Here is a 12,687-nt window from a genome sequence, read left to right on the forward strand (position 1 = left end):
CGATCGGCGCGCCCCCGCGACGGAGGGACAAGGGCAACCCAAATGAGCACCGACGCGTACAAGCACTGGCAGGCCCTTGAGGTCTGCCGCCCCGGCGACGTCCCGCCGGCCACGCCGCTGATGTGGCTGGCCGAGAAGCACCAGGGACACGCCGACCGGCTGACCAGTCACCTGCTCGCCGCCGACTCCCCGCACGAGGCCGAGCGGGGCACCTCCGACGACGCCCTCGCCGTGCTCGCTCTGCGCGAGGCCATCCGCCGGGAGATGGAGTACGGCCGCGGTGCCCATGTCCGCGACGCCCTGCAGCTCGGTGCGACCTGGTCCGAGGTCGCCGCGGCGCTGGACATCGCCCCTGACGAGGCCCGTACGCTGCTGCGTTCCTGGGCCGAGATCCAGCGCCACCTGTACACCGCGTCCGAAGAACGGGGCGAGCAGCCGCTCGGCCTCAGCGCCGAGCGGTACGCCGCCGTCTTGGCCTTCATCGAGCTCGCCGACGACGAGTCGACGGCGGAGCAGTGAGGCTCGCCCCTTTGTCTGTGTCGCCGGTCGGCGCCGGGATGGGGCAGGCGACTTCCCAGGCCGCCTCGATCATCGGGAAGATCTCATCCATCGCGGCGTCCGGATCGGGTGCCTCGCGGGCCAGTGAATAGGCGTCGATCGCGAACCTCGCGATCGTCCGGCAGGCCGTCGTGGTCTGCGGCAGGCCGAGGTCGGCGGCGATGGACGTCGCCAGCGAGTCCGCATGGCGCAGCCTCATCGACTCCTCGTACTGACGCAGGGCAGGCGATGCGTCGATCATGCGCCAGATCGGGGCGGCGCTGTCCGCCGTGCAGTGGCGCACCAGGGCATGGATCTCGCGGCGCAGCGCGGGGATGAGCGGCTCGTGGGGTGCCCGGTCGGCGACCGCCTGGGTGAGGCGTTGCTCGAAGTCCTGGTCCTGCTCGAACACCAGGGCCTCTTTCGAGGCGAAGTGGGAGAAGAGCGTGGTGACGGCGACGTCGGCCTCGGCGGCGATGTCACGGATGCCCACCGCGTCGTATCCGCGTTCCAGGAAGAGCCGCAGGGCGGCGTCGGCGATCTTCTGGCGGGTCGCGGCCTTCTTGCGCTCACGGCGTCCGGGCGGTTCGGTCATGCCCTGACGCTATCAAATGCAAAGCCAGAACCGTTATGAAATCATAACGGTTAGCATTAGCAAGTGGTTGCCCGATGCGTGGGGTGCCCTAGAGTCGCGGCATGCGGCGAAGGACAGGACTGGCGGTAGCGGGGGTCGCAGCTCTTGCCTGGGGCGAGTGGCTGAACTGGCGCTGGTCTCGAGCTCTCGTAGGGAACGGTGCGGGTGCTGCCGAGGCCGTGGTGGTGTTGGGTTACCGGAATCCCCAAGCGACGGCGAACCTCATCAATCGCTGGCGAGTCCGTGCCGGCATTCGCTCCATCGCCGCTGACAGCGCGTATGGCTCTCGCGTGATCTTCAGCGGCGGTGCGACCAGCGGTGGCGCTGCGGAGGCCCAGCTGATGGCTGACTACGCGAAGTCGGTGCTTGAGTTCGACGGCAGGGTGATCCTGGAAGACCAAAGCGCCACGACGTGGGAGAACATCACGAACGTGATCCCACTGCTTGAGGATGTCGACCGCATCAAGATCGTCTCCCAGCCGGCTCACGCGCTCAAGGCCCGCGCGTACTTGCGGCGCCAGCGCCCTGATCTTGCAGAGAGGCTGGTGCGGGCGGATGACTACCATCCTGGCGAGTGGACGGTCGTCAAACCGCTGCTGGCTCTGTACGGACTTTGGACGCTCCGCGGTCTCAAGGCCGACGAACGGAAGGTCTCGCTATAGACCGCCGTTACTGCTGTTGCCGCCGTTTCCGCTGTTGCCGACGGAGATGGTGAGCTACACCCCCGGCTTCACTGCGATGCCGCACCAGACGGCCGATTCGCGGCTGCGCATACCCCTGCGAATTCGCGCTGCTGACGGCTCATTGAGGAAACCTTGAGCCTCTCGATACCATGAATGCGCGGATGATCCGTTCCTTGCAGACCGTTCACCCCTCTGGGAGGTCTCCATGAACGACAGGAAAGACAGCACACGCATCACACCGCAGAATGACACCGCACGCTCAGAGATTGCCGAACAATCGGAGCCGATGACGTACATCGCCCCGACCTTCACCGAGTTGGGCGCCTTCGCCGAGCTGACCAAGGGGACCGGGACGATCGCCGTGGAGCCCATGGCTTTCGGCTTCAACGGCTGAAGCCGCCGTGGCGCGCGCCGAGGGCATGCCCGCTGCCGATGCGGGCTGGTTCGTCGCGCTCCCCGACTGCCCGGCGGGCGAGCCGGTCGCGGCGAGCCTGCGCTCCCGCGCAGCCGCCGAAGCGACCCCCGCCGAAGTGGCCCACCGCTCGGGCCGGCCGTGGCTGATGGGCGTCTGGCGGGCGGATGAGCTATGCGTCCTCGACGTGGGGCCGGTGCGGGTCGCGGTGTGCGGAGCCTTCCCGGACGCCGAAGTCCGTGCCGTGCTGGCATCGGCGGGACCCGCCGGGCTGCTGCGCACCGTCCTGCCCGGCTCGTTCCACGTCGCCGTCAGCGAAGCCGACGGGCGGACGTCTCTGCGGGGCGGCGCACACGGCGTACGGCAGGTGTTCACCGTGTCCGTCGGCGGCCTGACGGTCGCCGCGGACCGCGCGGACATCCTCGCCGGCCTCGTCAGGGCCCGCGTCGAGCCGGCCGCTCTCGCTGCCCGGCTGCTCCTGCCCGGTATGCCGCAGGCCCTGGCGGACACAACGGTCTGGCAGGGCCTGCGGGCCGTGCCGCCCGGCCACCTTCTGACACTCACCCCGGACGGCCGGGCCGCCGAAGACCGCTGGTGGACGCCGCCCGCCGAGGAACTCTCCCTACGTGAAGGAGCCGAACTCCTCCGCACCGAACTCCGGCGGTCCGTCGCGGTACGTACCGCTCTCGGACCACTCACCGCGGACCTCTCCGGCGGCCTCGACTCCAGCAGTCTCGCCCTCCTCGCCCACCAAGCGGGCGCCCAGCTCACCACCGTGTCCGTCACCGGGCTCGGCGACGAGGACATGCGCTGGGCGGCGCTCACCCGCTCCCTGATGCCGGACGCCACCCACATCACACTCGACGCGGCAAACGAACTCGCCCCCTGCTACGCGGAATTGTCCGACGCCTGGGTGCCACCTGACGAACCCTTCCCCGAAGCCCGCACCCAAGCCCGGCTGCGCGGAGTCGCCCGCCACCTGGCGGGCCGAAGCGCCCGCACGCACCTGGCCGGCCTCGGTGGCGACGAACTCTTCGCGCCCTCCCACGGATACCTCCACGACCTCGCCCGCCGCGAACCACTCCACGCCCTACGCCACTGGAGCGCGTACCGGGCGCACCACCGCTGGCCCCTGCGGCAGGCGCTCGGGCTGCTCGGCGGCGGACCCCGGGGGTACGCACGGTGGCTGTCGGGTCAGCGGCAGGGGCTCCGTACGGACATGAACTACTCGGCGCCGCCCACCTCGTGGGGCTACCCGCTCAAGCTGCCGCCGTGGGCCACCGCAACGGCCGCCGAGCTGGTCTGCGGGCTCGTCGAGAGCCACCTGACCGATGCGGGACCGCAGGCGGACGGCCGCGGGCGGCACCTCGCCGTGGAGCGGGTACGGGCAGGATCCCGCGGCAGCCGCCTGTACGGGCGGGTCTTCGAGGCGGAGGGGGTCCGCTGCCAGGTCCCGTTCTTCGACGACACCGTCGTCGACGCCTGTCTGAGCGTCCGTTCCGGTGAGCGGTTCTCACCGTGGGAGTACAAGCCGCTGCTGAAGGAGGCCATGACCGGCGTCCTGCCGCCGGAGCTCCTGGCACGCCGCACGAAAGACGAGACGTCGCGGGACGCGCACGAGGGATTGCGCCGGCACCGTCATCAGCTGTTGGAGTTGTGCGAGGACTCGGCCCTCGCCGGGCTCGGCCTCATCGACGCGGGGACATTACGCACGCTCCTGTCCGGGCCGCTCCCGCCACGCCTGCCCATCGCGGCGGTGACCCTCACGCTGGGCGGCGAGGTGTGGCTGCGCGCGCTGGACCGCGGGCCGGTGACCGGGGTCGGCGCGCACCACCGAACTCGATGACGGACGCAACGACAAGAGCAACAGGGACAACAGGCACAAGGACAACAGGCAGGAGGGGGCGGCATGCGTCTCGCGCGATCCGTGTCGACGCTGGACACGGACGACGGCACGGTCCTGCTCCACGAGCGCGACGGCAAGTTCTACCAACTCAACGCCACCGGCTCGGAAGTGCTGTCCCGCCTGCTGGCAGGTGAGCGCCTGCCCGATGTGGTCAGTGGGATCGCGGAGCGTTCGGGTGCGGTCCGGGAGACGGTGCACCGAGACGTCACCGCACTGATCGACCGGCTGCGCGACGCGGGTCTGGTGACGCCATGACGGCCAAGGCCACCGCCACCGCCCAGGCGCTGGACCGCCCGCCGCTGCCGGGCTGGCGGCTGCGCGTGCCCGCGTACGCCGCGGCGTGCCTCGCCGCACCGCTGGCCCACCGCCCGCCCGCTGTGATTCTGCGGATTCTGAGCCTCGTAGGGCGCGGGGCGCGCGGGGCGGACTACGCGTCGGTGTGCGCGTACCGGGCTGCCGTCGTCGCCGTCAGCCCCGGCTGCCGCGGCCAGCAGGGCTGTCTGCGCCGCTCATTGGCGGTGGTGCTGCTGGCCCGGCTGTACGGGCAGCATGCCGACTGGTGCGTGGGCGTGCGGACGAGCCCGTTCGCCGCCCACGCCTGGGTCGAGGTCGACGGCCGCCCGGCCGGCGAGGAGGCGGGCGGCGAGGTGGGTTCGTACCGGACGCTCCTGAGCAGCCGACCCGCCGCGTGAACGGAAACAGGCTTACTCGGGAGCCGGATCGGTGGTCGTGGCGGGCCGTACGTAGATCCACAGCTGATCGACTTCGCTGAATCCGGCGGATTCGTACAGGGCGTTGGCCGCCGTCCGGTCGCGCTCGCCCCCGGGGGGTTCGTCGTCGTCGACGTAGAGGATCGCGTCGGTGGCTCCGAGGCCGGTGAGCGTGTCGAGGGCGGAGCCGAGCAGCGCGCGTCCCAGGCCCTGCCTGCGGGCTTCGGGTCCGACCTCGATCCACCACAGGACGCCGATGCCCTGGACGGGTTCGCCGATGACCGCCTCGGCCACCGCCCTGCCGTCTTCCGCTCGGGCTCTGGGGTGATCCGTCGCCGGACTGTTGTGGCTTCTCGCCGCCGTCTTCGCAGGCCAAGCCGCACTGCAGGCCTGGTCGACGTTCCGGCTCGACCAGGCCGGCGAGGGCGTCGTCCAGCGGCTGCGCAGGGCGATGGTCGACCAGTTCTGACCGCCGTGGTCTCACCCGCCATCGAACTCGCGGTGCAGGGCTCGCTGATTGTGGTCATCGTCGTGGGCCTGGCCAGGGTCGCGTCCGGGGATATGGCCGTCGGCGAGTTGGTGGCCTTCCTCCTCTACGTGAACTACCGGGCAGTACCGATGGCCGGGCTGTTCGACATCGCTCCCGCACTGCAAGCCGGCCTCGCGGCGCTGCAGCGCATCCAGGAGGTCCTGGATCTGCCGGTCGAAACGGACCGGCTCCGGACGGACCACCCGCGGACGGACCAGCTCCGGAAGCAGCCCGTCGCCGCCACCGCCGTCGCCTCCGGGCTCGTGCTGCGTGAGCTCCGGTTCCGCTACACCGATCGCGAGATTCTCAAGGGGGCGTCGTTCCGGGTGCCCCGCCACAGCTTCACGGCCATCGCAGGGCCGTCCGGGGCCGGCAAGAGCACGATCTTCAGCCTGCTCGGACGGTTCTACGAGCCTGCGGCCGGGACCATCACCCTTGACGGGCGCGACGCCCACACCGAGCACACCACGGGCGAATGGCGGTCCCGCATCGGCCTGGTCGAGCAGCATTCACCGCTGATGTACGGCACTCTGCGCGACAACCTCACCTACGCGGCACCGGACGCCGACGAACCGTGGCTGCACCGGGTGGTGGAGATGGCGGGCCTGTCCGCCTTGGTGAAGCGGCTGCCCGACGGCCTCGACACCCCCGTCGGGGAACACGGCTCGTCGTTGTCCGATGGCGAACAACAGCGGGTGGCGATCGCTCGTGCCCTGCTGGCCCGGCCGGAGATCCTGTCCGGTCCGCCGACCAGGTCGTCGTGCTGGACGGCGGGCGGGTGGTCGCCGTCGGCGGCTACGACGAGATACGGGACCACCTGCCCGCCCAGCACGCGGCCGCCTGACTCCGGCGCAGGCCGGAGCCGGCGTAGTTGCAGAGAGAGGAGGCTGCCGCCGGTCACCGGGGTGAGCGGTCGTCCGTGCCGGGCGAGCGGTCGAGGAGGAGCCGGCCGGCCCGGGCGCGGACCTCGGCTTGGGTGCGGCCGGGGTGGTCGGCGGCGAGCAAGTGGCTGCCGATGGCCATGCAGAAGGCGAGCAGGCTGCGGGCCTCGACCTCTTCCGGGTCGGGGCAGAATGTGCTGATCGCGTCACGCAGCAGCTGCATGCGCCGGTTGTCCACGCGGCGCAGCCGGTCGGCGACCGCCTGGTCGCGGCGTGCCCAGTCGCGGACGGCGAGGTCGATGGGCAGCAGACGGTCGCCGGAGAAGGTGAGTTGCCCGGCGAGCCGCGCCCTTTCCAGGGGAGTGTCGCTCTCCTGCTCGACCCGGTCGATGACGTCGTCGACGCTCTCTCGCTCCCAGGCGTCGAGCATCTCGGTCAACAGCGCCTCGCGGCTGGCGAAGTAGCCGTAGAAGCCTCCCCTGGTGACGCCGAGCGTCTTTGCCAGGGCGTCGACGCGTACGGCCTCCACGCCGCCCTTCGCCAGGGCCCGCAGTCCTTCTTCGACCCAGGTCTCGCGCGGTGTGCGCAGCGCACCCATCTTGTGGTCCACCTCATGCAGTTGCTGGTTGTACAGGGCTGTATAACGGGGCTAATCTCGTGTTGTACGTAACTGTATAACGGGCGCTGGGGGGCGGGGCCTTCGGCGTTCCGGGCGGACGCCTCCCCTGGGGAACGACCCGCCCGTCCCCTCGTCCCCGTGGTCGCGAGAAACGGAGTACTCAGATGATCAAGTGGGCAGGTTGGATCATCACGCTGGCCGGTATCGGGCACACGCTGGGCAGCCTCCTCGAAACGGCTCCGGATTACGCCGGGACCTGGTTCGGCGGGGTGTGGAACCTCGGGGACTACCCCGAGATGAGCGACGCCACCGTCGCCTGGTGGTATTCGGTGTACAGCTTCGGCCCGCCGCTTCTCCTCACCGGCCTGACGGTGCTGTGGCTCGCCCGTCGCGGAATCACGCCGCCCGCGTTCATCGCCTGGGCCATGGTGGCGTGGGTCGTACTCGGTTTCGTGGTCGACGGGCCCTCGCCCCTGTTGATCCTCCTTGTCGCGGCCTGCCTGTTGCTGGTCGGAGCCCGACGTGGCGAGGGCCAGGGGAACGCGTCCTCCGGCTGAGGCAGCGGCATCTGAGCGCTGAGCAGCGAGGGGGAAACTCATGCGACTGCTGTCGGCAGGTGGTGCGAGACTCGGCACCATGAAGCCCAATGACCCTAAAGGCGACCTGCACCGCTACCTCAAGACAGCCCGCGAAGTCGTCGTCTGGAAGCTGGACGGACTGTCCGAGTACGACGTCCGCCGCCCTCTGACCCCCACGGGCACCAACCTTCTCGGCCTCGTCAAGCACCTCGCCAGCGTCGAGTTCGGGTACTTCGGCCCGACCTTCGGCCGCCCGCACAACGAATTGCTCCCCTGGCACGAGGAGGACGCCGAGCCCAACTCGGACATGTGGGCAACCGCCGACGAGTCGCGCGAGGAAATCCTCGGCCTCTACCACCGCGCCTGGGCGCACGCGGATGCGACGATCGAGGCGCTGGCACTCGACGCGATGGGCCACGTCGCGTGGTGGGGCGACGACGGGGACGTGACGCTTCAGCGGATCATGCTGCATATGACGGCCGAGACGAACCGGCACGCCGGCCACGCCGACATCGTCCGCGAGCTGATCGACGGCAAGGTCGGCATGCGGGAGACCAGAAGCAACATGGCCGGCGACGACGAAGCCTGGTACCAGGAGTACTGGAACAGGCTGGAGGCGTCTGCCAAGCAGGCCCAGGCCCAGGCCAAGGTGAGCTGAGCAGTCCTTCCGGATGCGGGGAGCTTGTTCTTGTCTCAGGCCGTCGGATCCCAGAGTCCGCCGGCTTCGCCGCGGGCGAGGTGGTCGGCGTAGACGCCGACCTTCCAGGTGATGACGGAACGGCACTCCTGCAGCGCCTGGATCTGTGCGTCGACGCGCTGCCGGTGGGCATCGAGGAGCTGGAGGCGCTCCGCCTCGTTGCCCGGGCCGTGCCGCACCAGCTCGGCGAACCGCTTGAGGTCGGCCAGGGGCATCCCTGATTCACGCAGCTTGACGCAGATCAGCAGCCAGTCGACATCGAACGCGGTGTACCGCCGTCGACCGCCGGACGTGCGCTGGACCGGTCCGACGAGCAGGCCCTCACGCTCGTAGAAGCGCAGTGCGTGCACGCTGAGACCGGTCCGCTCGGCCACCTCGCCGATGCTCAGTGGTTCCGCGGAGGTCTCGGTGGTCGCCATGCCGGTCAGTCTAGGACTTGATCTAGACCTCGCTCCAGATCGTAGCGTCGACGCCATGACCAGCACTGATCAGCAGCCGCTCGGCTCGCCCTTCTCCGCCGCCAGCACCGCCGAGGACGTCATGGCCGGCCTCGACCTCTCCGGCGCGAGCGCCGTCGTCACCGGGGGCTACTCCGGGCTCGGCCTGGAAACCACCCGGGCCCTGACGGCCGCCGGGGCTCGGGTCGTCGTTCCGGCCCGCCGACCCGACATCGCCCGCGCCGCGCTCGCCGATGTGGAGGGCTGCGACGTCGTTCCCATGGACCTGGCGGATCTCGAGAGCGTGCGCGCCGCCGCCGCACGGATCGGGGACTCGCTCTCCAGGCTCGACCTGTTCATGGCCGTCGCCGGAGTCATGGCGACCCCCGAGCGGCACGTCGGCCCCGGCTGGGAGAGCCAGCTCGCCGTCAACCACTTCGGACACTTCACCCTCGCCTGCGAGCTCTATCCGCTCCTGGCCGCCGCCGATGGTGCGCGCGTCGTCATCAACAGCTCCGCCGGACACGTCCTGACCGACATCCGCTGGCACGACCCGCACTTCCGCACCGGCTACGACAAGTGGCTGGCCTACGGCCAGGCCAAGACCGCCAACGCCCTCTTCGCCGTGCAGTTCGACGCCCTCGGGCGCAACGACGGCGTCCGGGCGTTCGCTCTCCACCCAGGCAAGATCATCACCGGTCTTCAGCGGGAGATGACGTTCCAGGAACAGATCGAACGCGGGTGGGTGGACGCGCACGGCAACGTGATCGGCGCCGACTTCAAGACGCCCTCGCAGGGCGCCGCCACCGGTCTGTGGGCAGCTACGTCCCCACTCCTCGACGACCGCGGCGGGCTCTACCTCGAGGACTGCGACATCGCACGCGTCTCCGCCCCCGATGCGCCGATGGACGATGGCGGTGTCCGCGAGTACGCCATCGACCCCGACGCGGCCGCACGGCTCTGGGACCTGTCCATCGCCGCGACCGGCGCCACCCCGATCACACGGTGAACCCCGGGGCCCCGCACGCACCGGGCGGTGTGCCGCTGCGGCAGGGCGCGCTCGTAGGGGCTACCACGCGACGGGGAGCGTGACGGGGCCACGGATCAGGGCGTCCAGTCGGAAGGCCACCTCGTCGGCGGGCACCGCCAGGCGTAGCGCGGGGAGACGGGTGAAGAGGGCGGGCAGCAGTAGCTGGGCCTGGAGGCGGGCCAGGTGCGGGGCCACGCAGTAGTGGGGGCCGTGTCCGAAGGCGAGGTGGGGCGGACCGGAGCGGTCGGCATCGATCTCGGCTGGGCGGGTGAAAGCGGCCGGGTCGCGGTTGGCGGCCCAGTACTGGACGTAGACGTAGTCCCCGGCGCAGATGGTGGCCTCGCCCAGTGCCACGTCCTCGGTGGCCACTCGGGGCTGTCCGATGCCGTTTTTGTGGGGAATCCAGCGCAGCAGCTCTTCGACCAGCTGCGCGACGGGGATGTCTCCGCCGCTGAGCGCTTCGACGAGGTGCGGTCGGCGCAGCAGGGTGAAGACCATGTTGGCGAGGTTGTTGCGGACCGGATGCCAGCCGTTCAGCGCCGTGAGAGAGGCCATGGCGAGTGCTTCGTCCTCGCTGATCCGCCTCTCCTCGACAGCGTGCGCGAAGACTGTCATGAGGTCGCCGCCGGACGAGGCGCGGCGTCGGTCCAGCAGGTCGCGGAAATGTGCGGCCGCCTCGTCGCGCAGTGCGCGGGCGTGTGCCGCGTCCTGTTCGGTGCGTGGGCGTACGAGGATGCCTTCCGCCCAGCGGCGCAGTCGCGGGCGCTCGGCCGGGTCGATGCCGAAGATCTCTCCGATGAGTGTCAGCGGCAAAGGGGAGATGACCTGCTCGATCAGGTCGGCCGGCGGGCCGACGGCTTCCAGGCCGTCCAACAGCTGGGTCACCAGGGCTTCCGCCCGGGGGCGCAGCGCCTGCATGCGGCCGGCGGAGAAGGCCGGGGTGACCACGGAGCGGATCCGGGTGTGGTCGGGCGGGTCGATGAAGCTGACGCTGGCGCCCATGGGGATGAGGTGGCGGTTCATCGTGGGGAAGGCACGCTTGGTGATGTCCCGGCTGAATCGCGGGTCGGACGCCACGAACCGTGTTTCCTCGTATCCGGTGACCAGCCAGCACTCCGCCAGCGCCGCTCCTTGGGGCAGCCGGATTTTCATCACCGGGCCCTGGGCCAGCGCCTGGGTCAGGAACGGGTCGAACTCCAGGCCGGGGATGTCGGGTGGCCTGTAGACGGGGGGACGCGTCGATGGTGTCCGCGACTCGTCTTCCGTGTCGACGTTCGGGGTTCCTGTCGCTTGGTGGGGCAGGTCGACGGGGAGGAGGGACTCGCGTCCGTCGCCCCGTCCACGCGCATCGGTGGTCATCATGGCCCCTTGAGGATTGCCGCTGTCGCGGCTGCCGCCATCTGGTCGGACGCCTGGCCGTGGCCGAGATGCAGTGCAACGAGGAACGGGCGGCCGGGAGATCGCGCGGTCGGCGTCGCGCGCGTACCGGCAGGCAACTGTGGCGTCCGGCGGCCAGGGGCGGCGTCAGCCCCTGGCCGGGCGCGGGGTGTCCGGGTGGTGGGCCATGTCCCGGCCGGTGAGTACGACCAGGTCCTCGACCACGTTGGAGTTGGTTCTGAAATCCACGCATTGAGCCTCAAACCAACCCTACCCGTGGCCGCGGGAGATCTAACACGGCTGGTCGGGCGCGAGCCCGGCACGACACGACACGTTTGAGTAGCCGTCTCGGCCCGCCGGGCTCGGCCCTTCTGCCGTCCCTGCGGAACTACCAGGTCACAGGCAGCGCCGCCGCCATGATGGCCATGCGGTTCGGGTGCCAGGGGACCTCCGCCGGTGGCACGGCCAGACGGATTCCGGGGAGGCGCTCGAGGAGGACGCGGAAGGCGACGTCGGACTGGCGACGGACCAGGTGGGCGCCGGGGCAGTGGTGGCGGCCGTAGCCGAAGCGGAGGTGCGGGTTGGGGGAACGGGTGGGGTCGAAGGTCTCGGGGTCGGAGAACGCGGTGGGGTCGTAGTTGACCGCGTCCAGCGAGAGCAGGACCATGTCGCCCTCCTTCACCTCCGCGTCGCCGAGCTGTGCGTCCTGGGTGACGAAGCGGGGGATCGCGTTGCCCAGGACGACGCTGCAGCGCAGGAGCTCTTCGACGCACTGCGGCATCGTTTCCGGACGGGCGCGGACCGCGCTCATGACGTCGGGGCGCTGCAGGAGGTTGAAGGCGGCGACGCCCAGGAAGCTCGCGAAGTCCTCGTAGCCGCTGACGAAGAGGACGGACACGATGTTCGACAGCTGGCGGCCGGTCAGGCCCTGGTGCTCGGCGTTGAGGTCGGCGAGTCGGTCCGCCAGGCCGCGCGGATGGCCGGGGCGGCGGGTCGCCATGTGCTCGTGCATGTACGCGCGGATCTCCTCCCAGTTGCGGGCGAGTTCCTCGTGCGTGGGCGTGACCATGGTCAGGTCGAGGTCGGCCCGTACGGCGAGCCATTCGCGGTCCTCGAAGGGCAGTCCGAGGAGCCGGCACATGCACTGGGCGGCGACCCACTCGGCGAAGTGACGCTGCAGGTCGCCGGGGCCGCCTTCCTGGATCATCGCGTCCAGGCCTTCGTGGGTGGCGGCTTCGACCCAGTCGGCGGGGAGGTCGGGCTGGTTGCGGCCGAGGGCCTTGAGCACTTCGTCGCGCAGGCCCGCCTGCTGCAGGTGGTTCATGGCGTCGAGCAGCTCGGGCGCCAGGATCGGGGCGTCCTGTGCCGGGCTGTCCGCGGCGGCCAGGACGGAGCGGGCGTAGGCGCGGTCGCGCATGACGTGCTGGGTCAGCTCGTAGCCGGTGACCAGCCAAGCCTGGTCGCCGGAGTTGGTGCTGACCCGGGCGACGGGGCAGCGGCCGCGCAGCTCGGTGAGTTCGGGGGCGAGCTGGTCGCCGCGGGTGCTGAAGGGATAGTGGGGGAGGGGCGCTTCGTGCGGGGCTTCCGTGGACGTGGATGTGGATGCGGATGCGGATGCGGACGTGGATGTGGATGCGGGTGCTTGTGGTGTGGTCAT

General features: G+C 70.4%; 15 protein-coding genes and 2 pseudogenes. 11 read left to right on the forward strand and 6 right to left on the reverse strand.

The features are described 5' to 3' along the window. Nucleotides 1-42 precede the first annotated feature (42 nt). Nucleotides 43-519, forward strand: a complete 477-nt coding sequence (locus AB4K12_RS04065) for a hypothetical protein (protein ID WP_368432843.1) — start codon at nt 43-45, stop codon at nt 517-519. Here the strand turns inward: AB4K12_RS04065 and AB4K12_RS04070 are convergent. Then, complete coding sequence (locus tag AB4K12_RS04070; protein WP_368432844.1) at nt 479-1,132, reverse strand: TetR/AcrR family transcriptional regulator; 654 nt, start codon at nt 1,130-1,132, stop codon at nt 479-481. The genes AB4K12_RS04065 and AB4K12_RS04070 overlap by 41 nt on opposite strands. Nucleotides 1,133-1,233: 101 nt before the next feature. Between AB4K12_RS04070 and AB4K12_RS04075 the strand changes: the two genes are divergently transcribed. From AB4K12_RS04075 to AB4K12_RS04095, 5 genes are all read left to right on the forward strand, one after another. Continuing rightward, the gene (locus AB4K12_RS04075) at nt 1,234-1,833 is read left to right on the forward strand and encodes a YdcF family protein (protein WP_368432845.1); all 600 of its coding nucleotides are present in this window, start codon (nt 1,234-1,236) and stop codon (nt 1,831-1,833) included. Nucleotides 1,834-2,059: 226 nt separating this feature from the next. Beyond that, complete coding sequence (locus AB4K12_RS04080) at nt 2,060-2,248, forward strand: lasso RiPP family leader peptide-containing protein (RefSeq protein ID WP_368432846.1); 189 nt, start codon at nt 2,060-2,062, stop codon at nt 2,246-2,248. A 7-nt stretch (nt 2,249-2,255) separates the two neighbouring features. Then, a complete protein-coding gene (locus AB4K12_RS04085; protein WP_368432847.1) occupies nt 2,256-4,112 on the forward strand; it encodes an asparagine synthase-related protein in 1,857 nt (618 codons plus the stop codon). 63 nt (nt 4,113-4,175) lie between these two features. Beyond that, nucleotides 4,176-4,427, forward strand: coding sequence for a lasso peptide biosynthesis PqqD family chaperone (locus AB4K12_RS04090; RefSeq protein WP_368432848.1), 252 nt, complete (start codon nt 4,176-4,178; stop codon nt 4,425-4,427). Further along, entirely contained in the window at nt 4,424-4,864 is a 441-nt protein-coding gene (locus AB4K12_RS04095; protein ID WP_368432849.1) for a lasso peptide biosynthesis B2 protein, read from the forward strand. The genes AB4K12_RS04090 and AB4K12_RS04095 overlap by 4 nt, the downstream gene beginning before the upstream one ends. 12 nt (nt 4,865-4,876) lie before the next feature. Here the strand turns inward: AB4K12_RS04095 and AB4K12_RS04100 are convergent. Then, nucleotides 4,877-5,185 (reverse strand): annotated as a pseudogene (locus AB4K12_RS04100) (GNAT family N-acetyltransferase); the annotation flags it as partial. A 40-nt stretch (nt 5,186-5,225) separates the two neighbouring features. On the opposite strand from AB4K12_RS04100, the gene AB4K12_RS04105 reads away from it, so the two are divergent. Both AB4K12_RS04105 and AB4K12_RS04110 read left to right on the forward strand, forming a co-directional pair. Further along, the gene (locus AB4K12_RS04105; RefSeq protein ID WP_368432850.1) at nt 5,226-5,351 is read left to right on the forward strand and encodes a hypothetical protein; all 126 of its coding nucleotides are present in this window, start codon (nt 5,226-5,228) and stop codon (nt 5,349-5,351) included. Nucleotides 5,352-5,500: 149 nt separating this feature from the next. Continuing rightward, nucleotides 5,501-6,088 (forward strand): annotated as a pseudogene (locus AB4K12_RS04110) (ATP-binding cassette domain-containing protein); the annotation flags it as partial. A gap of 220 nt (nt 6,089-6,308) precedes the next feature. Here AB4K12_RS04110 and AB4K12_RS04115 read toward each other — a convergent pair. Continuing rightward, nucleotides 6,309-6,890, reverse strand: coding sequence for a TetR/AcrR family transcriptional regulator (locus tag AB4K12_RS04115; protein ID WP_368433149.1), 582 nt, complete (start codon nt 6,888-6,890; stop codon nt 6,309-6,311). A 185-nt stretch (nt 6,891-7,075) separates the two neighbouring features. Between AB4K12_RS04115 and AB4K12_RS04120 the strand changes: the two genes are divergently transcribed. Both AB4K12_RS04120 and AB4K12_RS04125 read left to right on the forward strand, forming a co-directional pair. Beyond that, on the forward strand, nt 7,076-7,468 hold the full coding sequence (locus AB4K12_RS04120; protein ID WP_368432851.1) for a DUF6463 family protein: 393 nt from the start codon (nt 7,076-7,078) through the stop codon (nt 7,466-7,468). Between the two features lie 79 nt (nt 7,469-7,547). Next, nucleotides 7,548-8,147 (forward strand): DinB family protein, encoded by a 600-nt coding sequence (locus tag AB4K12_RS04125; protein ID WP_368432852.1) that lies wholly within the window; start codon nt 7,548-7,550, stop codon nt 8,145-8,147. A 35-nt stretch (nt 8,148-8,182) separates the two neighbouring features. Here AB4K12_RS04125 and AB4K12_RS04130 read toward each other — a convergent pair whose 3' ends face one another. Continuing rightward, nucleotides 8,183-8,605 (reverse strand): MerR family transcriptional regulator, encoded by a 423-nt coding sequence (locus tag AB4K12_RS04130; RefSeq protein WP_368432853.1) that lies wholly within the window; start codon nt 8,603-8,605, stop codon nt 8,183-8,185. A 55-nt stretch (nt 8,606-8,660) separates the two neighbouring features. Here AB4K12_RS04130 and AB4K12_RS04135 point away from each other — a divergent pair, with 55 nt between their 5' ends. Further along, nucleotides 8,661-9,632, forward strand: coding sequence for an SDR family NAD(P)-dependent oxidoreductase (locus AB4K12_RS04135; protein ID WP_368432854.1), 972 nt, complete (start codon nt 8,661-8,663; stop codon nt 9,630-9,632). 60 nt (nt 9,633-9,692) lie between these two features. On the opposite strand, the gene AB4K12_RS04140 is transcribed toward AB4K12_RS04135, so the two are convergent. Together AB4K12_RS04140 and AB4K12_RS04145 are read right to left on the reverse strand one after the other, a co-directional pair. Beyond that, the gene (locus tag AB4K12_RS04140) at nt 9,693-11,012 is read right to left on the reverse strand and encodes a cytochrome P450 (RefSeq protein WP_368432855.1); all 1,320 of its coding nucleotides are present in this window, start codon (nt 11,010-11,012) and stop codon (nt 9,693-9,695) included. 406 nt (nt 11,013-11,418) lie between these two features. Then, on the reverse strand, nt 11,419-12,687 hold the full coding sequence (locus AB4K12_RS04145; RefSeq protein ID WP_368432856.1) for a cytochrome P450: 1,269 nt from the start codon (nt 12,685-12,687) through the stop codon (nt 11,419-11,421).

This window comes from Streptomyces sp. C36, from assembly GCF_040932295.1.
GTDB lineage: Bacteria > Actinomycetota > Actinomycetes > Streptomycetales > Streptomycetaceae > Streptomyces > Streptomyces triculaminicus.